Genomic DNA, 23,724 nt, shown 5'->3' on the forward strand with positions numbered 1-23,724 from the left:
ACTTTATCAACGATGGCCTGGATTGGTAACTTTATCAAGACTGAGAGTCGTTGATAAAGTTACCATTGCTGCGCCGGGTCGCCAGATCCAGCAAGTCCATGGGGGTCACACGACCGAAGGCACGCCCCCGAGCCGCCGATAGACCCGCGCCGCGGTCCCGTGCGTGAGGGCGCGGACGTCGGCCGGCGGCCAGCTGCGCACGTGGGCGAGCAGGGGCGCGAATCCGCTGCCGAGGTCCAGGTGCTGCGGAGCGATCGGCCAGTCCGAGCCGATCATCAGGCGCTCCGCACCGAACAGCGCGAGTGCGAGGTCCGCCGCGGCGGCGAAATCACCGTTGCCGCTGGTCGCGAGGCCGGAGACCTTCGCGACGACGTTCGGGCAGGCCGCGATCTCCTCGAGCTGCTGCGTCCAGCGCGACATCGCCTCGGCATCGCCGAGCGGCGGTTTGCCCAGATGGTCCAGCACCACGGTGAGGCCGGGGTGGCAGCGGGCCACGCGCACCACCTGCGCCATGTGGCGCTCGAAGGCGTCAGGGACATCCAGCGGGAGACCGGCCGCAGCGAGCATCTCGAGCGCCCGGCCGACCTCGGGGCGGTCCAGGAACCCCGGATCGGGTTCGTCATGGACCAGGTGACGCACGCCGACGAGGTGGTCGGTGCGCCGGGGATCGGCGAGCGCGGCGCGCACAGCGTCCGGATCCGTCAGCGGCAGCCAGCCCACGACGTCGGCGCGAGCGATCCCGGTGCCGGTCCGCTGCGCATGCTCCTCGATCCCGCGGGCGGTGCGCTGCAGGTGAGCGGTGTCCTCGGCGGTGTCGTCGGCCTGGACCAGCACCACCCGGGTGACCCCGAGCTCCTCCAGCGCACCGCGCACGTCGTCGATGCCGACGGTGCGGCGCAGCGGCTGAGGGGCCCCGGCGAGCCAGGCGTAGGGGCTCTCGGCGAGGTCCCACAGATGCAGGTGGGCGTCGGTGACCGGCTCAGCGGCCACCGTCGGCACCCTCCGTGCTCCCGGCATCCCCGCTGCGCGCGGCCTGCTCGGTGCGCTGTACGTCCTCCCAGGCCGCAGCCGGGATCTCGACGCCCATCCGCTCGGCGTTGGAGCGCACGTGCTCCGCGGTGCGCATCCCGAGGACCACCGAGCGCACAGCGGGATGGCGCAGCGGGAACTGGACGGCGAGGTCCGGGAGGGTGACCCCGTGCCGCTCGGCGATGCCGGCGAGCTCGCGGGCCCGCTCGATCATCGCGGCGGGGGCCTGGTCGTACTCGTAGGTGGCGTCATCGGCGACCCGGTGCCGGGCCAGCAGCCCGGAGTTGAACACGGAGACCGCGACGATCCCGACCCCGTGATCCGTGCAGGCCGCGAGCAGCTCGGCGGCGGCGTCCTGCTCGAGCAGGGTGTACCGGCCCGAGAGCATGACCAGGTCGATCAGTCCGGTGCGGACCGCGCGGGTGAGCACGTCGGCATCCTTGGAGCCGACGCCGACGGCGCGGACCAGCCCCTCCTCGCGCATCCCGGCCAGCGCCGGCAGTCCCTCGGTGAAGGCCTGCTCCGTCGGCCCCTCCTCCGGGTCGTGCGCGAACAGGATGTCCACCGAGTCCAGACCCAGGCGTCCGAGGGATTCGGCGTGGGAGCGGCGCACCCCGGCCTCGGAGAAGTCCCATTGCCGCACGTGGTCGTCCGGCACGGCGAAGCCGTCGGCCAGGTCGTCCCCGGTGCCGGGGCCGGGCAGCAGCAGGCGCCCCACCTTGGTGGAGACCAGGTACTCCTGCCGGGGGTAGCCGGCCAGGCGCCGGCCGAGGCGGCGCTCGCTGGTGCCGATCCCGTAGTGCGGGGCGGTGTCGAAGTAGCGGATCCCGGCATCCCAGGCGGCGCGCACCGCACCGTCCGCCTCCTGGTCGGTGGTGGCCCGGTAGAGGTTGCCGAGCTGGGCGGCGCCGAAGCCGAGCGGCGGCAGCTCGAGCGGCCCACCGGCGGGCGCGGCGGCCGACGGATCGGCGGCGCTCATGCCGTCACCCCGGGTGCCTGCGTCGGCAGGGACCACACCGGCCGGATCCCGGAGTCGTCCCCGCCGTAGTCGTCGACCACCTCGAGGAACTGGTTGATGTGCTGCTGCCAGCGCTGGTTCGCCGGATCGGCGGCGAGCTGCCGGCGCATCGCGGCGTAGTCCTCGACCTCGACCAGGTGGAAGATGTCGCGGCCGTCGCGCCAGATCCGCCAGGCGTGCACGCCCGCGGCGCGCAGCGAGGCATCGAGCTCGTCGGGGATGCGGGCGTGCTCGCGGTCGTAGTCCGCCTCGCGGCCCTCGGCGATGCGGGTGTGCAGGGCGATCTGTTCCATGCCGGGATCCTCTCAGCGGGTGGCGGAGGGTTCCAGGGGCGCGCGCTGGGCACCCTCTGCGCCCTGCGGGTCCTGCTCGTCGGCCCAGACGGGACCGTCCGGGAACAGATGGTCCTGGATCGAGGCGTCGAGCATGCGGGCCCCGTTGCCGGGCTCCTCGGGCGCCCTGTAGGCACCGCTGACGATCCGCACGGGCACCTCGAAGTGCTCATGGAGGTGGTCCACGAACTCGATCCGGCGCCGCTCGTCGTCGCCGCCGATCGCGACCGCGTCCAGGAAGGCCACGTGCTGGACCATCTCGCACAGCCCCACTCCCCCGGCGTGGGGGCACACGGGCACGTCGAACTTGGCGGCGAGCAGCAGGATCGCGAGGTTCTCGTTGATCCCGGCCACCCGGGTGGCGTCCGCCTGGAGCACGTCGATGGCGCCGGCCTGCAGCAGCTGCTTGAACAGCACCCGGTTCGCGCCCTGCTCGCCGGTGGCGATGCGCACGGGCGTGACCGCCTCGCGGATCGCGGCGTGGGCGAGGACGTCATCGGGGTAGGTGGGCTCCTCGACCCAGTACGGGTCGTGCGAGGCCAGGGCGCGGATCGCCTCGATCGCCTCGGCGGTGCCCCAGCGCTGGTTGGCGTCGATCGCGATCGGGAAGCCGGGGCCCATCTCCTCGCGGGCGATCCGCAGGCGGCGCTCGTCGTCGGCGGCGTCGGCGCCCACCTTGAGCTTGACCATCTCGAAGCCGTCCTCGCGGGCCTCGCGCAGCAGCCGCACCAGCTTCTCGTCGCTGTAGCCGAGCCAGCCGGGGGTGGTGGTGTAGGCGGGCACGCCCGTCTCGCGCAGCGCGGCGATCCGCTGCTCCTTGCCCTCGGCGCCGCGGCGCAGGATCTCCAGCGCCTCCTCGCGGGTCAGCGCGTCCTCGAGATAGCGCAGGTCCACCAGCTCCAGCAGCTCCTCGGGGCTGAGCGAGGCGAGGGTGAGCCACAGCGGCCGGCCCTCGCGGCGAGCGCGCAGGTCCCACAGGGCGTTGATGACGGCGCCGATCGCCATGGTCATCACGCCCTTCTCCGGACCCAGCCAGCGCAGCTGCGAGTCGTAGGTGAGCTCGCGGTACATCCCGCCGAGATCGGCGAGGACCTCCTCGACCTCCCGCCCCACCAGGTGCGGGGCCAGCACGGAGATCGCGGCGCTCTGCACGTCGTTGCCGCGGCCGATGGTGAACACCAGCGCGGTCCCCGCATCGTCGGCGTCGGTGCGCACGGTGAGGTAGGCCGCCGAGTAGTCCGGATCGGGGTTCATCGCGTCCGAGCCGTCGAGGCTGCGGCTGGTGGGGAAGCGGACGTCCTGCACGTCCAGGGCGGTGAAGGTGCTCATCGGGTCTCTCCCTGGGCGGGCTGCGGGGCCGGGACGAAGGTGGTGCGCTGGGTGCCGAGCTGCTCGATGCCGATCTCGACCACGTCGCCGGCCGCGAGGTACGGGAAGCGGCCGGACAGGGCCACGCCCTGCGGGGTGCCGGTGTTGATCACGTCGCCGGGCGAGAGCACCATGTACTGCGAGAGGTGCTGGACGATCCGGGCGACGCTGAAGATCATGTCTGCGGTGGTGGAGTCCTGGCGGGCCTCGCCGTTCACGGCGGACCACAGCCGCAGCGCCTGGGGGTCGACCTCGTCGGCCGGGACCAGGCCGGGTCCCAGCGGATTGAAGCCGCGGGAGTTCTTGCCCTTGGACCACTGGCCCCCCGACTCGGCCAGCTGGAAGTCCCGCTCGGAGAGGTCGTGGCTGGTCACGTACCCGGCGATGACGTCGAGCGCGGCCTGCTCATCGGGCAGATAGGCGGCCTCGGTGCCGATCACCACGCCGAGCTCGACCTCCCAGTCGACCTTCTCGGCGCCGGGCGGGATCTCGACGTCGTCGTGCGGGCCGACGACGGTGTTGGGGTGCTTGTGGAACAGGATCGGCACCGCGGGCGGCTCCGCGCCGGACTCCGCGGCGTGCTCGGCGTAGTTCTGGCCGATGCACAGCACCGCCATGGGGCGCGCGATCGGGGCGCCGATGCGCTCCTGCTCGGCATCGTCCCAGACCGGCAGCTCCCCGGCCGAGAGTGCCTCGCGCACCCGGGCGATCCCGCCGCCGGCAAGGAAGTCCCCGTCGATCTCGGCGGTCAGCGGTGCGAGACGATAGGTCACCCCCTCGGAGACGGCAGCCGGCTTCTCCTGGCCCACCGGGCCCAGACGTCGCAGTTCCACAAACACTCCGTTCACGATCGGGCAGAGGATCATTCGATGCCGACGAGCACCCGGTCTTCGTCGATCCGCCTTATCATCCTATCTCTGAAGGTCTACATGCAACCCCCTGTGGCATCGAGTCCACCCGATCGGCCGCGATCGCCACGCGGGCCGAGCAAGAGCACTGCACTGGAAGAGCACCTTGTGCCTCGACTTGCCTAAACCCGCAGCCCTCGATATGTTCCATGCGCTACCAAAATCATCGGACCACTAACGGTGGGCCTGTGATTCACTCAATGAGGAGCACTGCGAGGAGCCGCTTGTGAAGCCGTCACCCACCCGGGTCACCACCGTGGACGAGTCGAAGGACGAGAAGCACACCTTCCTGCACCGCGGCATGCGCCTGCCGTTCATCCTGATCGTCTCCTGCTTCGCGGCATGGGGCGTGCTCAACAACATGACCGACCCCCTGGTCTCGGTCTTCAGCTCGGTCTTCTCCATGGGCGCTTTCCAGTCCTCGCTGGTGCAGTTCGCCTTCTACGGGGCCTACTGCGTCCTCGCGATCCCAGCCGCCTGGATCAACTCCCGGCTCGGCTACAAGGGCGGAGTGCTCACGGGCCTGCTGCTGGCCTCGGCCGGCGGATTCCTCTTCTTCCCCGCCTCGCAGATCATGACCTACGGGATGTTCCTGGCGGCCCTGTTCACCCTGGCCGCCGGCCTGTCCATCCTGGAGACCTCCGCCAACCCCTACGTGATGGCCATGGGGCCGCAGCCCACCGCCACACGTCGCCTGAACTTCGCGCAGGCCTTCAACCCGGTGGGCTCGAACCTCGGCGTGCTGCTGGCAGCGATGCTGATCCTCCCCCACGTGAACCCCTCCAGTGCCGAGGAGCGCGCCGCCCTCCCCCAGGCCGAGCTGGAATCGATCAGATCCGCCGAGCTGCAGGCCGTGATGGGCCCGTACATCGGCGTGGCCGTGGCCCTGGTGCTCATCGCCATCGCCATCGCCACGGTCCGCGTCCCCCGGAACCCGGCATTGATGGCGGACTCCCGGGACAGCACCAAGGGGCTGTCCGGATCCCGGCTCTCGCGCCTGCTGAAGAACCGCCGCTACTCCTTCGGGGTCGTCGCGCAGTTCTTCAACATCGCTGCGCAGACGTGCATCTGGACCTTCACCCTGCACTACGTGATGGAGACCCTGGGTGTCGACGACGCCCAAGCCGGCTATTGGCTGCAGGCCTCGCTGGTGGTCTTCCTGATCTCGCGCTTCGTGATGGTCGGGCTGATGGGCCGCTTCGACGCCCGCAAGCTGATGCTCCTGATGTGCGTGCTCGGCGTAGGACTCTCCGTGCTGGCGGTCATCACCGGGAACATCATCGGCGCCGTCGCGATCGTCCTGCTCAGCGCGTGCATCTCCCTGCTGTTCCCGACCATCTACGGCATCGCCCTGGAGGGACTGGGCAAGGACACCAAATACGGCGCCGCCGGCCTGGTCATGGCGATCGTCGGAGGTGCGCTGGTGCCGCTGCTCCAGGGCCGGGTGATCGACATCAGCTCCGCCCAGGTCAGCTACCTCGTGGTGGCCTTCTGCTTCGCCGTCGTCGCCGCCTACGGGATCTACGTGCTGCGCACCCCGAGCCCGGTGGCGGCGAGCGACGCCTCCCACTGACACCCGTGCGGACGCCGGCCCGGTGACGACAGGTTGCCGCATCGTGTCGTGCCATCGCCCTGCAAGACCACAGACCCGACGAGGAGAACACCCCATGACCCCCACACCGGACCTCGAGTTCGCCGGACTCAAAGCCCTGGTCACCGGAGGCGGCGCCGGCATCGGCGCCGCCACGCTCCGGGCACTCCAGGCCCGCGGCGCGACGACCGCCGCCCTCGACCTCGATCCCTCGGGAGCTCCCCAAGGCGCCCTGCAGATCCAGGTGGACCTCACCGACGCTGCCGCGGTGAAGGCCGCCGTGGACCGGGCCGCCACGGAGCTCGGCGGACTCGACATCGTGATCAACAACGCCGGCATCGGCGCCCAGGGCCAGATCGATGCCAACGACGACGCCGAATGGGCACGCGTCCTCGACGTCAACGTCATCTCCGTCGCGCGCGTGACGACCGCCGCTCTCCCCCACCTGCGCCGCTCCGATGCCGCCGCCGTGGTCAACACCGCCTCCATCGCTTCCATGCTGGGACTGCCCGAACGCGTCCTGTACTCCGCCTCCAAGGGCGCCGTGCAGGCAATGACCCTGGCGATGGCCGCGGACTGGGTCGGCGAGGGCATCCGCGTGAACGCCGTGGTCCCCGGCACCGCCAACACCCCCTGGATCGGCCGTCTGCTGGCGAAGGCCGACGACCCGGTCGCCGAGCGCGCGGCCCTCGACGCCCGCCAGCCCCACGGTCGCCTGGTCGAGCCCGAGGAGGTCGCTGAGGCGCACTGCTACCTCGCCTCCCCGCGCAACCGCTCCACGACCGGCGTCCTGCTGCCGATCGACGGCGGCATGACGAACCTGCGCACCCGGTCCTGACCCGGGAGCCCCGCGGCCTTCCCGTACCCCTCGGTGAACAGCCCGTCGGGTCAGCGGGCTGCGTGGTTGAGCGTGTCGACGACGTCGGCCAGGGCCTGCGCTCCGCCCACATTGCCGGGGAAGACGACGTAGGGCATGCCCATGACCTCTATCGGAGCCTCTTGGGCCGAGAACAGCGAGACCTGGCCGGGCCAGAACTGACCCACCACCTGGGCGCGACGGATCCCCAGCCCGCCTGCGGCGACCTCGTGGGAGGTGATCCCACCCTTGGCGACGACCCAGGCGGGGCGGGCGGTACGAACCCGTCGGACGATCTCGACCACGGCGTCGGAGACGCTGCGGGCGATCGCGAGGGACTCCGCGGGATCGTCGGTGCGCACCAGATCGCGGCTGGTGAAGAGCACGCAGTCGCTGCGGGTGAGGTTGTCCCGCAGCGTCCCGACGATCTCCGTGAGGTGCTGCTCGCGGCGGTCGTCCAGGAGAGAGGGGACATCGATCTCGACCTCGGCGAGGGTGCCGCGCTCTTGCACGGCCCGCAGCTGGGTGGTGGTCAGGCCCACGTGAGAGCCGACAACCACCAGTCCGTGGTCGAGCCGCCCCTCGGGGATCACGATCGCGTCCGCATCGATCACACGGGCACCCGACCGGCCGGTCAGCGAGCGCACGAAGGAGGGGGCGCACCGGGTGACGAAGGTCCGCCCCTCCCCCTCGAGCTCGACCATCGCCGTAGAAACTAGCTCCAGGTCCGAATACTCCGTGGCGTTGACGACCACCCAGGTGCGTTCGCGGGCACCGGAGAGTATCTCCCGCACCCGGTCGCGGCCACCGGAGCGGATGTCCTCCAAGGAGATGCTGAGGATGCCTGCGGCATCGAGCGTGCCCCCGGAGCGTTCGGCAAGGAACTCGCGCAGGTCGGAGTGGGAGTAGCCGAAGGTGGCGTCGCGGGCGAAGTCCGTCTCGGCGACCTGGACCGCCTGCCCGTCGACCATTGCGTAGTGGATGTCGCCCTTGGTGAAGCGCCCCGCCTCGATCATCGCCGGGCACAGCACGAAAGCATCGACCTCGACCCCATGAGCGGCGAGCTCCTCCGCGATAGCGACCGGCTCGGCGATCACGTGACCGCGCAGAGTGGAGTCCGAGCGAGAGACCACGTGCAGTCCCTCGGTCGGGATGCCACCGGTGAGCACGCCGGCGACGATTCGGCGGTTCAGCTTTGTCGCCGCCTCCTCGGCCAGGGCCCGGGAGTTGGTCAGTACGAAGCAGGCGGTGCCGGGCTCGGCAAGCACCTCGACCGGAATCGCCGGGTCCTCGTCGAAGGCGACGGCGATGTCGTCCACGCACTGCGATCCAGTGGGGTCGTCGTCGAGGACGAGCAGACGGCGAGCGGACGGCTCATGCATCGTCAGAGGCCTCAGTAATCGGATGGGAAGGGCGTGCGGGCGGAGCCGAGCTCGACGAGGAGCCGGGACCACTTCGCGGAGGCCTCGTAGCGACAGCTGACCAGTGCGGCAGCAGACTCCGCGTCATAGTCCCCGAGCAGGCCCCTCCTATGGCACCTTCAGGGTTCACGCGGAGGGCCCATCTGCCAAGGCAGAGGCGAGCACCTGCCGGATGTAGTGCACGTTCTCGGCGATAACGCCGAGCGAATCGGAGCCGTAGTGCTCACAGCAGAACGGCCCGGTGTAGCCGAGCTCGAGGGCACGACGGATCGCGCTGCGGTAGTTGATGTAGCCGTATTTCAGAGGCATCGGATCGCTCGAATAGGCGCCGGTCGCGGCGTCGTAGTCGCGGGTGTAGTTCTTGATGTGCCAGAAGTTCGAGTGCGGCAGGACCTTCTCGAACATCTCGTCCCACGGCTCCACCTCACGGTGCAGCCGGACAAGGTTGCCGAGATCGGGGTTCAGACCGACGGCCGCGTGCCCGACGTCCTCGATGAACGACACAGCCTCATCGGCGGTGCCGACGTAGGTGTCCTCGTACATCTCCAGGCTCAGCTGCACGCCGTGCGATGCTGCGGCGTCACCGAGCTCGCGGACCCGTTCTATGGCCAGGTCGCGCAGCGCCGGGTCGTCCACGTGCCCGTCCTCGAGCCAGAACCAGATCGCCTTCGCCTGCTTCTCGGTGAGAGCCTGCATGAAGCCGGCGTTCACGACGGTGACGCCGAAGCTCGGAGCGAGTTCGATGAAGCGGTGCGCATCGGCGAGGTTCTGCTCCCCCCGCTCGACGTCGACCACGGAGTTGCGAGTCATGGAGATCGAGGCGAGTGACATCCCCTCGCCGTCGAGCACGCGGCGGAACTCCTCGACCCGCTCATCACTGAGCTTCGCGAGTGGGAGCCAGGCATCGGTGGGATCCACCTGGTCTACTCCGAGGTCCTTGACCTGGCGGAGCTGGGAGGCCCAGACAGAGGACGACGCCTCCAATGTCGGTGTGCCGTCGGAGGTGGAGTTGCCGAACGCGAGCATGTTGGCCCCGATCGGCCAGTTCTCTGCGGTGTGCATGAGGTCCCTTCACGGTGAGCAGCTGGGCTGCGTGATCTCGAAAGATCGGAATCGGGCGAAGAAGTGGTCGAGTTGCATCGGAAGACGGCGTGCGTTGCCGTGGTGGAGTCCACTGTCCGCTGGGGTCGGACGGCAGTCCGTCGGCTCAGAGGGAAAGGGAACGCTTCGCCTCGCGAACGCGGTTCCTGCGACCTTTGATCGAGGTGACCAGCGGCGGCACGATGAAGGCCAGAATCGCGAACACCATGAAGAATGCCGACAACGGGCGCTCGAAGACGATGAGCAGATTGCCGTGCCCCATCGACGAGGTCTGGACCAGGGTGCGCTCGAGCATCGGCCCGAGGACCAGTCCGAGAACCAGTGGAGCAGCCGGGAAGTCGTAGCGCTTCATGAAGTACCCGAGCACCCCCGCGAAGAACACCACCCAGACGGCGAAGAAATTGTTGCCCACGGCATAGGCACCCACCAGGCTCAGGACGAGGATGATCGGGTAGAGGTAGCTGTAGGGAATGCGCAGCACCTGCGCGAAGACGGGGGCGAGCGGCAGGTTCAACAGCAGCAACATCAGATTCCCGAAGAAGAACGAGACCAGCAGACCCCACACGAGATCCGGCTGCTGCTCGAACAGCATCGGCCCGGGTTGAAGCCCGAAGATCACGAAAGCGCCGAGCAGGATCGCGGTGGTGCCGGAGCCCGGGATGCCCAGAGCAAGCGTCGGGATGAAACTCGCGTTCGCTGCGGCATTGTTGGACGCCTCGGGAGCCGCGACGCCTTCGACCGTCCCCGTGCCGAGGTTCTTGCGGTGCTTTCCCACACGCCCTTCGAGGCCATAGGACATGAATGAGGCGAGGGTCGCGCCGGCGCCCGGCAGGACACCCAGAGCGGTACCGAGGAAGGTTCCTCTGAGAGCCGGAGCGAGTATTCGCTTGGCTTCGTCCTTCTTCAGCATCAGGTCACGGAATCCCGCACGGATCGGCTTCTCGCCACCACGGTGAATCTGGTGCAGGACCTCACCGAGGGCGAAGATGCCGATCATCACCGCGACGAATTCGAGACCGCCGAGCAGGTTGGTGCTGCCGAAGGAGAAGCGTGCGGTCGTGAATCCAGCGGCGATCCCGACCATCGACAGCAGCAGGCCGACCGCGGCCATGATGATGCCCCTCAGCATGTTCTCACCGGCGAAGGTGACGATGGTGGCCATGCCGAGCAGGATGATCGCCAGCGTCTCCGGTGGGCCGAAGTTCAACGCCCACGAGGCGACCGGGGCGGCGAGCGCCAGCAGCACCATCAGCGAGATGATCGCAGCAATGAACGAGGAGATCGCAGAGATCGCCAAGGCGGCCCCGGCCCGACCGTTCCGGGCCATCTGGTAACCGTCCAGAGTGAGCACTACGGAGGACGAGTCGCCGGGTGTGGAGATCAGGATGGAGCTGGTCGAGGCACCGTACTGGCTGCCGTAGTAGATGCCAGCCAGCATGATGAGTGCTGTCACCGGCTCCATGGTCAGGGTGACGGGCAGCAGGATCGCGACGCCGGTGGCCGAACCGAGACCGGGCATCATGCCGATCAGCGTTCCCAGCACCACGCCGATGGCGCACCACAGGAGGTTCTCCGGGCTGACCGCGGTCTCGAGCCCGAGCATCAGATTGTCGATCATCGAGGGCTCCTCACAGAATTCCGAGCAAGCCCTGGGGTAGCGGAACCCCGAGCATCTGGACGAAGATCAGATACGCCATGAGCAGTACCACGGCGGATGTGAGCAGGGACGGGACCGGCGGCTTCTTCTCGACGAAGTTAATGATGGCGAACATCATCAGAGCCATCGAGAGAAGCATGCCGATCAGCTGTGTGAGCACCATGGCCGCCAGCAGGATCACGAAGATCAACGGCACGGTGCGACGTCGCTGTGCGGCTGTCCGCCCGAAGGTGTCACGCTGCTCGCCGCCGGGGCCTTCTCCCTCGGCCTCGGGATCGGTGCGCGCGGCGCGCTGCGCGGCGGCGGCCTCGGCGGAGAGCTCTTCGGCCACCCCGCCGAGACCAGCCGTCGACTGCCCCTTCGGGGCGAGGTAGAGGCGACCGATCTCGGCCACCGCGGCCACCAGGATGAACCCCCCGGTCAGGACAGGCATGAAGCCCGGCCCGATCAGACCGTCATCACGGAAGAACCCGTATCCGAGCCCCATGAGCACCGCCACGAGACCCAGCATTGCGAGCAGGCCGGTGCCGACGACGTCGCTCGTCTTCGGCGCCGGCCTCCCTCGGGGCGTCTCGATCGAGGACTCAGTCATGACTCTCCGGTTCAGTTTCCGAGCACGGAGTCGACGTCAGCCGCGTACTCCTCGAGGTAGGCGACGAATTCGTCGCCGTACGCGGTGGCCGGCTGAAGCATGTTCGACTCGATGAATTCGGTGTAGCCATCGGTCCGCTCGTACTCCTTGGCCTTCTCGATCCAGTACTCGCGCGCGGCATCATCGATCCCACCGGGGGCGATGAAGCCGCGCCACTGGGCGAAGGTGACGTCCACTCCCTCTTCCGCCCCGGTGGGGATGTCCGCGAGCAGCTCGTACTCATAGCGCTCCGGCGCGAGAGCGCACAGTGCGCGAACATCTCCGGACTCGAGCTGCCCGGAGAGTTCACCGGGGCTCGAGGCTGCCACCTGCACGTGGCCACCCATGAGCGCAGCGAGCACCTCGGACGTGGACTCGAAGGTCACGCGTTCCAGGGCGATGTCCTGTTCCTGCTCGATGAGGCTCCAGGCGATGTGGTCGGGTCCGGTCGCGCCGGAGACCGCCGCCGTGAGCTTCTCGCTCTTGGCGGCGTCGATCAGCTCGGAGATCGACTGGAACGGGGAGTCGGCTGCCACCACCACGATGTTGAAGTCCTCGCCCACCTTCATGATCGGCGTGAAACTCTCGTAACTGAAGTCCACATCCTGCACGATCGGGAGAGTGATGAGTGCGGTCTCTGAGGCGAGGAGCACGGTGCCGTCACCCTCGGCGTTCACGAGGTCCGTATAGCCGACGGCTCCGGAGCCGCCTACCCGGTTCTCGACGGTGATGGTGGCACCCGTGACCTCTTCGAGCCCGGTGGCGATCGCCCGGCCTGCGATGTCCGAGCCGCCTCCGGCGGAGAACGGCACGATCATGGTGACGCGGCTACCCGGGTCGAATTCACCGCTATCAGCGGTGCCGCCGGCACCGTCCGAGCACGCGGCAAGGGCCAGACCGAGGGAGCCCACGGCGCCTGCGGTGAGAAGTGAACGTCGCTTCATGATTGATCTCCTCATTGAGATGGTCGGCCATCCGTAGCCGGCCTTGTGGGGGTGCGGCCCCGATTGAGTGGGGCGCACATCGTCAGATTACCGTAGATCCTATTGGATCGTGGACTTGAAGGTGTCGATCCGGCAACGGCCGGTTGCGGTGCCAACAGCGTGCAGGGCGGGGCGGGGCGGGGGCACCGGCCAGCGACCGTGAGCCCCTGGATCGCGCATGTCGCAGTCGGTCGTACCGACGCAACGTCGCCGGAGGATCCGGTCAGGCGGAACGGGACTCGGCAGTCTGGGCGCCCAGGTCCACCGAGATGTCGAACGCCCGCTGGCTGGGGCCGAGATGGGCCTTGTTCTGTCCGACGATCTCGTAGGCGGTGCCGTGGGCCGGGGTCGCGATCGGCACCGGCAGCCCACCCTGTACGGTCACACCTTTGTCGAAGCCGAGGAGCTTCACCGCGATCTGACCCTGATCGTGGTACATCGTGACCACGCCGTCGAACTCGCCGTCGCGGGCTTTGATGAACAGGGTGTCGCTCGGGTATGGGCCCTTGACATCGATGCCGTCGACGCTCCGCGCGAGCTCGACGCCCGGGGCGATGTGGTCGATCTCTTCGCGACCGAACTGGCCGTTCTCGCCGGCGTGCGGGTTCAGCGCGGCCACGGCGATGCGGGGCTCTGCGACGCCGGTACCGAGCACCACCTGATTCAGCAGGTGGATCGCCTGCCGAACACGACCGGCGCTGATGTGCTGAGCGACCTGGGAGATCGGGATGTGGGAGGTGACGCGGGATGTCGTCAGATTCGGCACGAAGTTCAGCTCGCTGGTGAAGCCGTCGAAGGAGAGCTCCTTGGCGAACCAGCGCAGCTCATCCTCCTCGTCCATTCCGGCGAGGTGGAGCGAGGTCTTGTTCAACGGTAGGAACATGATCGAATCGACCTGGCCATCCTTGAACATCCCCAGCGCCTTCTCGAGGTCCTGCATGACACGGGTCCCCGCATCGACAGAGATCTGCGCGCTCGGGACCTCGATGTCCTGGCGGTCGGAACCGACCAGATGCACCGCTCCGGTGGTGGGTTCGGCGGCGGTCGGCACGGAGACGCCGGCGTCAGAGCAGGCACGTTCGAACTCGTCCCGGGACACCAGGGCGAGGATCTGCGCCCTTTCCAGATTGCCGGGTTCGGCAAGCAAGCGCACAGCGAGCTCGGGGCCGATGCCCGAGAAGTCTCCGAATGTCAGAGCAATACGGGGGGCAGTACGGGGCATCGTCGTCCTCTTCCGTTGTCGTTCCCGAGTTTGGGTGAAGGGCGCATCGCCCTCACCGATCGATTCGGCATCCAATAGGATATGGCTTCATCCTAAGCTGTGGTGGAGGACTGTCAACGAGTTCCAGCCGCGTCTCTACCCCGGGAGCCTTGGCGGCATGCGCTCTGCACTCGCTCGTATCTTTGGAGGCCCTACCAGCGGCAGATGCCCGCTGCGGAGCCGAATTAGCAGGCAGGAGACGGTGGACGAACGCTCACCGGACCGTCGGTCTCAATCTGATGGCCCGCCCCGCCCCCAGGTTGTGCACGAGCCAGCTGCGACGCCCGCTGGAGGGGCCGCGATGACGCGCGGGCCTGAGCTCGGGGCGAGCAGTGAGCCGAGGCTCCGTAGTCGACCGGAAGTGCTCCTCGAGCCGACCATGGGCAGCAAGTCGGGAGAGCTCGAGGTAGGGCTGTACTGAATGCTCAAACGTGCACCCCGGTGCTACGGTGAGCGTCCCGAACGTGGTCGGCACCTCGCCGAGGGTCGGGGTAGAAGGAGACGATCATGGACGTCGGTCCGCTCACGCACTTCCAGCTCGCGCATGTCGCGCGAGAGCACTACGTCCAGGGAAAATCTCGGGTGAAGATCGCCGAGGAGACTGGCCTGAGCCGCTTCAAGGTCGGCCGGATGCTCGAGGAGGCTGTCGCACAAGGGGTCATCCGCTTCGAGATTGTCAGCACCCCGGGAATCGACCTTGAGCTGTCGATGCTGCTCAAGCAGCGGTACAGTCTCGACCACGCCATCGCCGTGGAGCTCCCAGTGGACACGGATGTGGAGGCGGCGACCTCCCTCGGCACCGTCGCAGCGACCCTGATCGAGGATCTCGTGGGCCCGGAGGACATCCTCGGGCTCACGTCGGGGCGCACGCTCAACGTCATGGCACGTCAGCTGCGCAGCCTGCCCTGCAGGGCCGTGGTGCAGCTCGCCGGAGTCGCGGGCCCCATCCAAGAGAGCGGCCTGGAGGTGATCCGCCGTCTCGCGAACCTTCCCGAGGTACAACCGTGGCCGATCTATGCCTCACTGATCATGAGCGATGCCCAGACAGCACGTGGGGTATTGCGCGAACCGGGTATCAGCTCGGCCGTGGAGATGTTCGACGAGGTGACCGTGGCATTGTGCGCCATCGGCTCCTGGGCACCGCCGAACTCCCTGATGATGGTTAATCCGGCCATCACCGAAGTGGACCGGGCCCGGTTGTTGCGCCAGGGCGTCGTCGCCGAGATCGCCGCGACCACACTCACCGACCAAGGGCAGGTGGTCCGCGACCTCGAAGATCGCAGCATCGCGATACGCGAGCACCAGCTGCGCGCGATTCCAGCCCGGATCGGCGTGGCCGGCGGACCATCGAAGACGAGGGCGATCCGCGCCGTGCTGGCCTCGGAACTGCTCACGGGGATCGTGACGGACGCGTTCACCGCAGGCCGCCTGCTGGCGGGGTGAGCGTGCGCCCCAGTCGGGTCGTGGGAGTGGACTCCTCGACCCAGAGCACGAAGGTGGTGGTCGTCGATGCGCTGAGCGGTGATCTCGTCCACTCCTCAACGGCTCCGCACCCAGAGGGGACCGAGGTGTGGCCGCAGCGGTGGTGGGACGCTCTGCGATTGGCGGGCGGGCGGATACTCGCCCAGGAGCGAGCGCTCAGCATCACCTCGCAGCAGCACAGCACGATCCTTCTCGGTCGGCAGGGTGAGGTGCTGCGGCCTGCGATTCTCTGGAATGATCTTCGCGCCATGGAGTCCGGTGCCGCTCTCGTCCGCGAACTGGGCCGAGATCGATGGCTGCGCGGTCCGGGCCTGCTGCCGGACTCAGCGCACCCGGTGAGCAGACTGCGTTGGCTGCGTGAGCACGAGCCCGATCTCGCTGCCCGTGTCGAAACCGTGCTGCTCCCGCACGACTGGCTGACCTGGTCGCTCCTGGGTCGACGGGAGGTGCCGTCCACTGATCGCTCCGATGCCTCGTCCACCGGGTATTGGTCGATCGTCGACGGCGACTACGACGCCGAGCTGATCCGGCACAGCCTCGGCCGGGAGGTGCTGACCCCTGAGGTCCTTGACCCGTTCGCCCCTGCGGGGATGACTGCCGAGGGCGTGCTCGTGGGGGCCGGCTGCGGGGACAACGCGGCCACGCACCTCGCCCTGGCCAGCGAGAGCGGGGACATGGTGATCTCCGTCGGGACGAGCGCGACCGTCTCCATGCGCACCGCGTCCCCGATCGCCGACCCGACCGGCCGGATCGACTCCATGGCCGATGCGCGCTCCGGCGCCATCCCCATCATTACCATGCTGAACGGCGCTCGGATAATCATCGCGACGGCGAACATGCTCGGTATCTCCCCGGCGCGACTGGACAAGCTCGCGGCGCGCGCCGAGCCCACGGCCGGAGGCCTCGTTATGCTTCCCTACCTCGACGGTGAGCGAAACCCGCCGAGGCACGCAGGAGCCGGCGCGCTGCTGGGCCTCTCCCGCGGGGCGCTCACACCGGAGTCGGTCGCGCGAGCCAGCGTCCTCGGACTAGCCTGCGCGATTGCGGATGCCGTCGACGACCTCTCGAGTGTGGCCGGAGAGCCTCGGCGGATCCTCCTCGTTGGAGGCGGTGCGCGTTCTCGAGCTCTTCGACAGGCGATCGCGGACCTCACGGCGCGGACGATCCACGTCGCCCCGGAGAGGGAGCATGCCGCGTTCGGTGCGGCGCGACAGGCAGCGTGGATGCTGACCGGCGTCATGCCGCGCTGGCCCCTCATCCTCACGCCGCATCGCCCCGGCCTGGGCAGCGGGACCTGGGCCGGCGACGTCCGGTCCGCTCACCGAGCCGCCGGGCTCGGCGCCCCAGCGACACTCGACTGACCCGGCCGGCCCTGCGCGGGGCTCTGAGGTGTCGTCGACCGCCAGGAGCCGACCGCGCCTCACGTTGGAGCTCGCATGAGCGACCTCGAACACAGAATACAGGACTGCTCACTTGAGCAGGGGTGCTTGCAGAATGTGTCGTGGCTGTTCTAGCGTGGCACCCACGTCGCAGTAGAAGCGACCTCGAGCGAAGGAGCTGAGCGTGTCGCAAACCGTGATGGATGCCGAGTTGGACGCAGCGATGCTGCGGTGCACGGGGATCGCGATGTCCTTCGGCGGCATCCCGGTACTGAAGGAGATCGATCTCCACCTCGAGCCGGGCAGCGTGACCGCCCTGGCCGGTGAGAACGGCGCGGGGAAGTCCACGCTCATGAAGATCGCATCGGGCCAATACAGGCCGGACGCGGGCTCCGTGACCGTCCGCGACCAGGTCCTGACCGCCGGGAGCACACGGGCCGCCAATGACCTCGGCGTCGCGATCGTCCCCCAGGAGCTGGCCTCGATCCCGGAGCTGACGGTGTACGAGAACCTCTACATCGGGCACGAAGTGCGCAATCGCCTCGGCCTGCTGGATCGCCGAGCCATGATCGATGGCGCCAGGGAATCGCTCGCGGAATTCGGGCTCGATCTAGACCCCACCCTGCAGATGGGTCCGCTGCCCGTCGGCGTCCGCCAGATCATCGAGATCATCAAAGCCAGCGGCCGCGGCGCCCGCGTGCTCCTCCTGGACGAGCCCACCAGCGCGATCGCCGAGCGCGAGGTCGCCCAACTGGAGAAGGTCGTGCGCGGCCTCCGCGACCGGGGCGTAGCCATCCTCTTTACCACCCACAAGATGGAGGAGATGCGCAACATGGCCGATCGCGTGATCGTGTTGCGCGACGGTCGGCTCATCACGGACTCCGCGATCACGCAGATCACCGACGACGAGATCGTCACGGCAATGATCGGCCGAAAGCTCGAGAACCTCTTCCCGGCACGGCCGGGGCACCAGACCGAAGAGGTCTTGGCGGTGCAGGATCTCGCCATCAAGGCAGAGACCGCACCGATCTCGTTCACCGTCCGCCGCGGTGAGATCCTCGGCCTCGCCGGGCTCGTCGGCGCCGGCAGGACAGAGCTGATTGAGAGCATCTACGGTGCGCGCCGGCCTGTCACCGGCCAGGTGAGTATCGGTGGTCGGACGCTACGACCCGGCAGCCCGCGCCACTCCATTGGCCAGCACCTGGCGATCGTCCCGGAGGATCGCAAGGGCGCCGGTGCCGTGCTGCCGATGAGCATCGTGGACAACGCTACCCTGCCCCGTATCGCCGCCTTCTCCCGGTTCGGGCTGCTCCTGGAGGGCCGACGACGCTCCACGATCGCCTCTGCCATGGAGTCGGTGCGGCTGAAGTCCACGGGCCTCGGGCAGAGCTTAGAGCACCTCTCCGGCGGGAACCAGCAAAAGGTGGTGCTCGGCCGCTGGCTGACCGGCACCGTCGATGTGCTTCTACTGGACGAGCCCACGCGTGGCGTCGACGTCGGCGCGCGCAGCGAGATCTACCGGATCATCGTCGAGCTCGCCGCTCAGGGGATGGCCGTGGTCATGGCCTCGAGCGACATGCCCGAGATCCTCGCCCTCTCCCACCGCGCCCTGGTCATGCGGGACCTGGGCGTGGCCGACGAACTCTCCCGGGATGAGCTAGACGACTCCGACGTGCAGGAGACCATCTTCCGTCTCGCCTCCGGGATCGACGGATCCCCGGCCACCGACACCACCTCCACCGACACGACTTCCCCTGAGGAGAACCAGCGATGACGAACGACACTGCGGTCGAGACCCCGACCCGCTCCGCTGGAGGCCTGGCGACCCTCGTCCGAGACTTCCTCGTGCGCCACATCATGATCGTGGTGATGCTGGGGATCGTGGCGTTCTTCGCCTACCGCAGCGCCCGCTTCGCCACCCCCGACAACCTGCTGACGATCCTCGTCGCGGCGGCGCCCTTCGCGCTCATCGCGCTCGGGCAGACCCTGGTGATCCTCACCGGCGGCATCGACCTGTCCGTTGGCAGCGTGATCGCCGCCAGCGCGATGGCCGCCGCCTGGTCCGCCAAGAACTTCGGCGACAACCCGATCATCCCGCTGATCGCCGCTGTGCTGGCCGGATTGCTGGCGGGTGCGATCAACGGCGTCGTGGTCAGCAAGCTGAACGTGCCACCGTTCATCGCGACGCTCGGCATGCTCACCCTCGCCTCCGGCGTCGCCTACGTGATCGGCGGTGGCGCCCCGATCAACGGCCTCCCGGCCTCGTTCGGCATGTGGGCGAACACCGGAATCGGTGGACTGACCATCCCCGTGATCCTCATGATCGTGGCGATCGTCGGCTTCGCGCTCCTCATGCGCCGCACCACCTACGGCCTGCGCGTGTACGCGGTCGGAGGTAACCGCCTCGCCGCGGAGATCGCCGGGGTGCGCTCGCGCGGGATCCTCTTCAGCGTCTACGCGATCAGTGGCCTGCTCGCTGGGATCTCCGGGCTCATGCTCTCCTCACGCGTGATCGCCGGCGCTCCGAACCTGGGGCGCGGCTACGAGCTGGACGCGATCGCCGCCGTGGTGATCGGCGGGGCCAGCCTGATGGGCGGGCGAGGCACCATCTGGGGCACTGCGATCGGTCTGCTGCTCATCCAGACCATTAATAACGGACTCGACCTGCTGCTCGTTCCGGCCTATTGGCAGGACGTCATCAAGGGCGTGATCATCGTTGCCGCCGTCGCCGCCGACGTCTGGTCGAATTCCCGCAACCGTTCCTGACCGTCCCTCCACCCCTCCCCGCAATACCCCCGTCGAAGGAGACACCATGAAACGCAGGACCTTCACCACGCTCATGCTCGCCGCGGTGCCCGCCGCCGCGACCCTCGCCACTACCGGCTGCGGAGCTGGCGATCCGAGCGGTGCAAGCTCGAACTCCATCACCATAGGCGTAACGGTGTACGACATGTCCTCGTTCATTACCCAGGGCAAGGAGGGGATGGAAGCCTATGCCGCCGCCCGCGACATCGACTTGCAGTGGAACTCGGCCGGCGGCGACGTTTCCGCCCAGGCCAGCCAGGTCGATCAGTACATCAACGCCCAGGTTGACGCGATCATCATCGTCCCCGTCCAGGCCGACTCCCTCGGCCCGCAGGTCGACGCGGCCAAAGCTGCGGGGATCCCGGTCATTGCAGTGAACACTGCACTGTCGGGTGTGGAGCTCGATGCGAGCGTCCAACCAGATGACGTCGCCGCTGGCGAGCAGGAGGCCACGCAGATGGTCGAGGCGCTCGAAGGGAAGGGCGCCGTGGTGATCCTCGAGGGACCGCTGGGTTCTTCGCCACAGATCGACCGCGGCCAGGGGATCGAGAACATCCTCGCCGAGAACCCCGACATCGAGGTGCTCACCAAGGACACCGCGAACTGGAAGCGCGACGAGGCCGTCAACCAGATGAAGAACTGGATCTCGGCCTTCGGGGACAAGATCACCGGCGTGATCTCACAGAACGACGACATGGCGCTCGGCGCAATCCAAGCCCTCCGCGAGGCGGGAATGGAGGGTCTCCCGGTGGTGGGGATCGACGGCATCGAGGACGGGCTGGAGGCAGTGAAGGCCGGCGACATGATCGGCACCTCGCTGCAGCACGGCACCGTCGAGCTCGCCGCTGGGCTCGCCGTCGCCGCCGGTATCGTGCGTGGCGAGGACGTTCCCACCGAACCCGTCTACACGATGCCGGCGGTCACCTCCGAGAACGTCGAGGCTGTCATGGAGAACGTGGTGACCGAGCGCGAGGCCTTCCTAGATGGGCTCCCGGACCTCATCGACGAGAACCTCGCGGCCGGGAACGTCGCCTATGAGGGCCTGCCCGGGCAGGAGCGGTGAGCAGACCATGACCACCGTGCACAATGACCCGGCGGATTTCGCCAACCAGCAGCTTGACGGCTTCGCCTCGCTCTACGCCGACCGCTTGCGCGCCGTGCCCGGCGGCGTGGTCAGCCACCGCGGTCCGAAGCCACTCGTCGCCGTAGTAGTGGGCGGCGGCTCCGGCCACTACCCGGCCTTCGCGGGCCTGGTGGGACCTGGCTTCGCGGCCGGAGCTGTGGTGGGCAACATCTTCACCTCGCCGTCGGCCGTGCAGGTCTACTCGGTTGCCAAGGCAGCCGATCAGGGGCGCGGCGTGATTCTCACCTTCGGTAACTACGCGGGGGATGTGATGAACTTCGGCATCGCCGCGGAGCGGCTGCGTCGCGAGGGCATCGACACCCGGATCGTGCTGGCTACCGATGAAGTCGCGTCCTCCGCCGTGGAGGAGGAGCGGCGCGGGATCGCTGGCGACTTTGTGGTATTCAAGGCACTCGGCGCGGCAGCTGCCACCGGGGTGGATATCGACGTTGTGGAACAGACAGGGCACGCCGCGAACGCTGCGACGCGCACCTTCGGGGTTGCGTTCTCTGGATGCACCATGCCGGGGGCCGACACCCCCCTGTTCACGGCTCCCGACAGGATGATGGGGGTGGGCTTGGGCATTCACTGCGAGCCCGGGATCCGCGACGCGCCACGCACCTCCGCCGCGAAGCTCGCCGCACTGCTGGTGGAGGGGGCCCTCGCGGCTCGGCCCAGCACGGACTCGAACCGGGTGGCCGTGATCGTGAACGGGCTGGGCACCACCAAGCACGAAGGACTTTTCCTGCTGTGGGGCGAAGTGCGCCAGCTGCTGAAGGCGCAGGGGTTCGCCCCCGTCCAACCCGAGGTGGGTGAGATCGTCACTAGCCTCGACATGGGCGGCTGTTCCCTGACCCTCACCTGGCTCGATACTGACCTCGAGCAGTGGTGGTGTGCGGATGCCTACACCCCTGGCTACCGAAAGCAGGCCGCTCCATTCGCCGCGCTGACGCCGGTGGAGGTCGGCACCTCCTCCGACGTCCAGGCGCAGGCACCGCAACCCTCCGCAGACGGGGCACGTATCGCCGAGCACATCTTCTCGGGGTTCGAGCAGATGCCCGGGGATCTCCAGGAGCGCGAGAAGGAACTGGGCCGGATCGACGTCGTCGCCTGGGACGGCGACCACGGGCGCGGCATGGTCAAGGGCGCTACCGCCGCCTCACGCACTGCGGGCTCGCTCACGGGCACTGGGCCTGCCTGGCTGCTGACAGGAGCCGGCAGGGCATGGGCGGCTGAAGCCGGCGGCACCTCCGGAGTGCTGTGGGGTTCCGGCCTCGAGGTGGCCGGGGACGCCTTGGGCGATGAGCGGGAGACCTATTCGAGCCGCCACGCCGCCGACGCGGTGAGCGCCTTCGTGGCGGCGATCCAGGACCTGGGCTGCGCGGAGATCGGAGACAAAACCATGGTCGACGCGGCCCTCCCGTTTCAGCGAACGCTACGCGAGTCCGTGCGGGCGGGTTCCAGTCTTACCGAGGCTTGGGCACCGGCAGCTGGTGCCGCGCGCCGCGGACGCGACAGCGGAGCTGCTGCCGCGCAAGGGCCGGGCGCGCCCGCTCGGGGAGAAGAGCATCGGCACCCCGGACGCCGGGGCTCAGTCGTTCGCGCTGCTCGTCACAGCACTCGTCAAAAACCTGCGCGAGCGGGGGCAGGAAACCGTCCACGACGGAGGAGCTGCCCGTGACGCAGGAGATGACGTCTGAGCGGCCGGGATCATCCCACCGCACCCCGAAACCAACGATCGAGAGAAGGAATGAGCATGGAGCGCACATTCGAAGGCAGAATCGCCGTCATCACCGGAGCCGCGAGCGGCATCGGAGCCACAGTCGCTGAGCACTTCGCCGCGCGCGGTGCCCGGATCGTGGGCGTGGACCTCAACGAGGCGGTGACGTCCATCCCCGCGGATTTGCCGGGGGAGGGGCACCACGGCATCGTCGCGGACCTCACCGACCCCACCGCCGCCACTCGGGTGATCGACGAAGCGGTCGAGGCCGTCGGCACGCCTCACATCCTGGTGAATTCCGCCGGGGTCGCCCTGCTGGATCCGGCCGTGGACGTCCCCGCCGAGCGCTGGCAGCTGACCCTGGACGTCAACCTCAGCGGCACGTTCTACATGGCGCAGGCGGCCGGGCGGAAAATGCTTGAAGCCGGGTATGGCCGCATCATCAACCTCGCCTCGCAGGCTGCGGTGGTGGGGCTGGACCAGCACGTCGCCTACTGCGCCAGCAAGGCCGCGGTAGTGGGGCTGACCCACGTGCTCTCCCTCGAATGGGCCCGGCAGGGCGTGACGATCAACGCCGTGTCCCCGACGGTGGTGGAGACCCCGCTGGGCAAGGCGGCCTGGGCCGGGGAACGTGGCAAGAAGGCGAAGGCCGAGATTCCGGTGGGCCGTTTTGCCCAGCCCGAGGAGGTCGCGGGCCTGATCGCCTACCTCGCCGGCGACAGCGCCGCCATGATCAGCGGGAGCAACTACCTCATGGATGGGGGATTCACGACTGTGTGAGTTTGCCGCACGCATGGACCAGGAGCCGCCGAGCGGCGGAGCGAGGGCGCCGCCCCCAGGAGTGACTCGGGGCGGCCACCCCTCATCCTGTCTTACCCGGTCCGCGCGCAACCTTCCCCCGAAAACTGGTCTCCGGACCCAAGAGTGCGCGGAAATACAGGTGCGTGGGGGCGCCGGACTCAGACGCTATAAGGGTCGCAGGTCGCCGAGTCGGGTCTTGTGTCCAGGGCCCCGCTACAAGAACACATGGAACACCCTGGCCGATAAACAGATCCGTGA

At 68.3% G+C, this 23,724-nt stretch carries 19 protein-coding genes and 1 pseudogene; 9 read left to right on the plus strand and 11 right to left on the minus strand.

What is annotated here, in order from left to right; genetic code table 11:
• Window positions 1–105: 105 nt before the first annotated feature.
• From ACHUEU_RS05630 to ACHUEU_RS05650, 5 genes are read right to left on the minus strand one after another with little or no spacing between them, the layout of a single operon-like run.
• Window positions 106–990: an amidohydrolase family protein gene (locus ACHUEU_RS05630; protein WP_394214921.1), complete on the minus strand. Its 885-nt coding sequence runs from the start codon at window positions 988–990 to the stop codon at window positions 106–108.
• The gene (locus ACHUEU_RS05635) at window positions 980–2,008 is read right to left on the minus strand and encodes an aldo/keto reductase (RefSeq protein ID WP_394214922.1); all 1,029 of its coding nucleotides are present in this window, start codon (window positions 2,006–2,008) and stop codon (window positions 980–982) included. The genes ACHUEU_RS05630 and ACHUEU_RS05635 overlap by 11 nt, the downstream gene beginning before the upstream one ends.
• Window positions 2,005–2,340, minus strand: coding sequence for an L-rhamnose mutarotase (locus tag ACHUEU_RS05640; protein WP_394214923.1), 336 nt, complete (start codon window positions 2,338–2,340; stop codon window positions 2,005–2,007). Before ACHUEU_RS05640 ends, ACHUEU_RS05635 begins: the two co-directional genes overlap by 4 nt.
• A gap of 12 nt (window positions 2,341–2,352) precedes the next feature.
• Window positions 2,353–3,708, minus strand: a complete 1,356-nt coding sequence (locus ACHUEU_RS05645) for an enolase C-terminal domain-like protein (RefSeq protein WP_394214924.1) — start codon at window positions 3,706–3,708, stop codon at window positions 2,353–2,355.
• Window positions 3,705–4,580, minus strand: coding sequence for a fumarylacetoacetate hydrolase family protein (locus ACHUEU_RS05650; protein WP_394214925.1), 876 nt, complete (start codon window positions 4,578–4,580; stop codon window positions 3,705–3,707). Before ACHUEU_RS05650 ends, ACHUEU_RS05645 begins: the two co-directional genes overlap by 4 nt.
• Before the next feature lie 301 nt (window positions 4,581–4,881).
• On the opposite strand from ACHUEU_RS05650, the gene fucP reads away from it, so the two are divergent.
• Both fucP and ACHUEU_RS05660 read left to right on the plus strand, forming a co-directional pair.
• Window positions 4,882–6,228, plus strand: a complete 1,347-nt coding sequence (fucP, locus tag ACHUEU_RS05655; protein ID WP_394214926.1) for an L-fucose:H+ symporter permease — start codon at window positions 4,882–4,884, stop codon at window positions 6,226–6,228.
• Between the two features lie 94 nt (window positions 6,229–6,322).
• The gene (locus ACHUEU_RS05660; RefSeq protein WP_394214927.1) at window positions 6,323–7,084 is read left to right on the plus strand and encodes an SDR family NAD(P)-dependent oxidoreductase; all 762 of its coding nucleotides are present in this window, start codon (window positions 6,323–6,325) and stop codon (window positions 7,082–7,084) included.
• Between the two features lie 50 nt (window positions 7,085–7,134).
• Here the strand turns inward: ACHUEU_RS05660 and ACHUEU_RS05665 are convergent, their stop codons facing one another.
• From ACHUEU_RS05665 to ACHUEU_RS05690, 6 genes are all read right to left on the minus strand, one after another.
• Window positions 7,135–8,484 carry a four-carbon acid sugar kinase family protein gene (locus tag ACHUEU_RS05665; protein WP_394214928.1) on the minus strand — a complete coding sequence of 450 codons (1,350 nt, stop codon included), beginning with the start codon at window positions 8,482–8,484 and terminating at the stop codon, window positions 7,135–7,137.
• 165 nt (window positions 8,485–8,649) lie between these two features.
• The gene (locus tag ACHUEU_RS05670) at window positions 8,650–9,585 is read right to left on the minus strand and encodes a sugar phosphate isomerase/epimerase family protein (protein WP_394214929.1); all 936 of its coding nucleotides are present in this window, start codon (window positions 9,583–9,585) and stop codon (window positions 8,650–8,652) included.
• A 145-nt stretch (window positions 9,586–9,730) separates the two neighbouring features.
• On the minus strand, window positions 9,731–11,242 hold the full coding sequence (locus ACHUEU_RS05675; RefSeq protein WP_394214930.1) for a tripartite tricarboxylate transporter permease: 1,512 nt from the start codon (window positions 11,240–11,242) through the stop codon (window positions 9,731–9,733).
• Between the two features lie 10 nt (window positions 11,243–11,252).
• Entirely contained in the window at window positions 11,253–11,873 is a 621-nt protein-coding gene (locus ACHUEU_RS05680) for a tripartite tricarboxylate transporter TctB family protein (protein ID WP_394214931.1), read from the minus strand.
• Window positions 11,874–11,884: 11 nt separating this feature from the next.
• Window positions 11,885–12,856: a Bug family tripartite tricarboxylate transporter substrate binding protein gene (locus ACHUEU_RS05685; RefSeq protein ID WP_394214932.1), complete on the minus strand. Its 972-nt coding sequence runs from the start codon at window positions 12,854–12,856 to the stop codon at window positions 11,885–11,887.
• A 262-nt stretch (window positions 12,857–13,118) separates the two neighbouring features.
• A complete protein-coding gene (locus ACHUEU_RS05690; RefSeq protein ID WP_394214933.1) occupies window positions 13,119–14,117 on the minus strand; it encodes a 4-hydroxythreonine-4-phosphate dehydrogenase PdxA in 999 nt (332 codons plus the stop codon).
• Window positions 14,118–14,663: 546 nt separating this feature from the next.
• Between ACHUEU_RS05690 and ACHUEU_RS05695 the strand changes: the two genes are divergently transcribed.
• The 7 genes and pseudogenes from ACHUEU_RS05695 to ACHUEU_RS05725 all read left to right on the plus strand — a co-directional run bounded on the left by ACHUEU_RS05695 (window position 14,664) and on the right by ACHUEU_RS05725 (window position 23,445).
• The gene (locus tag ACHUEU_RS05695) at window positions 14,664–15,599 is read left to right on the plus strand and encodes a sugar-binding transcriptional regulator (protein WP_394214934.1); all 936 of its coding nucleotides are present in this window, start codon (window positions 14,664–14,666) and stop codon (window positions 15,597–15,599) included.
• Between the two features lie 26 nt (window positions 15,600–15,625).
• A complete protein-coding gene (locus tag ACHUEU_RS05700) occupies window positions 15,626–16,999 on the plus strand; it encodes a xylulokinase (RefSeq protein WP_394214935.1) in 1,374 nt (457 codons plus the stop codon).
• A gap of 202 nt (window positions 17,000–17,201) precedes the next feature.
• Window positions 17,202–18,791, plus strand: coding sequence for a sugar ABC transporter ATP-binding protein (locus ACHUEU_RS05705; protein WP_394214936.1), 1,590 nt, complete (start codon window positions 17,202–17,204; stop codon window positions 18,789–18,791).
• A complete protein-coding gene (locus tag ACHUEU_RS05710; RefSeq protein WP_394214937.1) occupies window positions 18,788–19,783 on the plus strand; it encodes an ABC transporter permease in 996 nt (331 codons plus the stop codon). The genes ACHUEU_RS05705 and ACHUEU_RS05710 overlap by 4 nt, the downstream gene beginning before the upstream one ends.
• Before the next feature lie 46 nt (window positions 19,784–19,829).
• Complete coding sequence (locus tag ACHUEU_RS05715; protein WP_394214938.1) at window positions 19,830–20,885, plus strand: substrate-binding domain-containing protein; 1,056 nt, start codon at window positions 19,830–19,832, stop codon at window positions 20,883–20,885.
• Window positions 20,886–20,892: 7 nt separating this feature from the next.
• Window positions 20,893–22,645 (plus strand): annotated as a pseudogene (locus tag ACHUEU_RS05720) (dihydroxyacetone kinase family protein).
• A gap of 56 nt (window positions 22,646–22,701) precedes the next feature.
• A complete protein-coding gene (locus tag ACHUEU_RS05725; protein ID WP_394214939.1) occupies window positions 22,702–23,445 on the plus strand; it encodes a GolD/DthD family dehydrogenase in 744 nt (247 codons plus the stop codon).
• Window positions 23,446–23,724: the final 279 nt, after the last annotated feature.

The organism is Brachybacterium vulturis (assembly GCF_043641765.1).
In the GTDB taxonomy this organism is placed as follows: Bacteria; Actinomycetota; Actinomycetes; order Actinomycetales; family Dermabacteraceae; genus Brachybacterium; species Brachybacterium vulturis_A.

Excerpts from the sequence above, each read along its gene's own strand:
- ACHUEU_RS05660 (WP_394214927.1), top strand. The coding sequence starts at position 6,323 with ATGACCCCCACACCGGACCTCGAGTTCGCCGGACTCAAAGCCCTGGTC.
- ACHUEU_RS05670 (WP_394214929.1), bottom strand. The coding sequence starts at position 9,585 with ATGCACACCGCAGAGAACTGGCCGATCGGGGCCAACATGCTCGCGTTC.
- ACHUEU_RS05710 (WP_394214937.1), top strand. The coding sequence starts at position 18,788 with ATGACGAACGACACTGCGGTCGAGACCCCGACCCGCTCCGCTGGAGGC.
- ACHUEU_RS05685 (WP_394214932.1), bottom strand. The coding sequence starts at position 12,856 with ATGAAGCGACGTTCACTTCTCACCGCAGGCGCCGTGGGCTCCCTCGGT.
- ACHUEU_RS05640 (WP_394214923.1), bottom strand. The coding sequence starts at position 2,340 with ATGGAACAGATCGCCCTGCACACCCGCATCGCCGAGGGCCGCGAGGCG.
- ACHUEU_RS05675 (WP_394214930.1), bottom strand. The coding sequence starts at position 11,242 with ATGATCGACAATCTGATGCTCGGGCTCGAGACCGCGGTCAGCCCGGAG.
- ACHUEU_RS05635 (WP_394214922.1), bottom strand. The coding sequence starts at position 2,008 with ATGAGCGCCGCCGATCCGTCGGCCGCCGCGCCCGCCGGTGGGCCGCTC.
- ACHUEU_RS05690 (WP_394214933.1), bottom strand. The coding sequence starts at position 14,117 with ATGCCCCGTACTGCCCCCCGTATTGCTCTGACATTCGGAGACTTCTCG.
- ACHUEU_RS05645 (WP_394214924.1), bottom strand. The coding sequence starts at position 3,708 with ATGAGCACCTTCACCGCCCTGGACGTGCAGGACGTCCGCTTCCCCACC.
- ACHUEU_RS05695 (WP_394214934.1), top strand. The coding sequence starts at position 14,664 with ATGGACGTCGGTCCGCTCACGCACTTCCAGCTCGCGCATGTCGCGCGA.
- ACHUEU_RS05665 (WP_394214928.1), bottom strand. The coding sequence starts at position 8,484 with ATGCATGAGCCGTCCGCTCGCCGTCTGCTCGTCCTCGACGACGACCCC.
- ACHUEU_RS05680 (WP_394214931.1), bottom strand. The coding sequence starts at position 11,873 with ATGACTGAGTCCTCGATCGAGACGCCCCGAGGGAGGCCGGCGCCGAAG.
- ACHUEU_RS05715 (WP_394214938.1), top strand. The coding sequence starts at position 19,830 with ATGAAACGCAGGACCTTCACCACGCTCATGCTCGCCGCGGTGCCCGCC.
- ACHUEU_RS05725 (WP_394214939.1), top strand. The coding sequence starts at position 22,702 with ATGGAGCGCACATTCGAAGGCAGAATCGCCGTCATCACCGGAGCCGCG.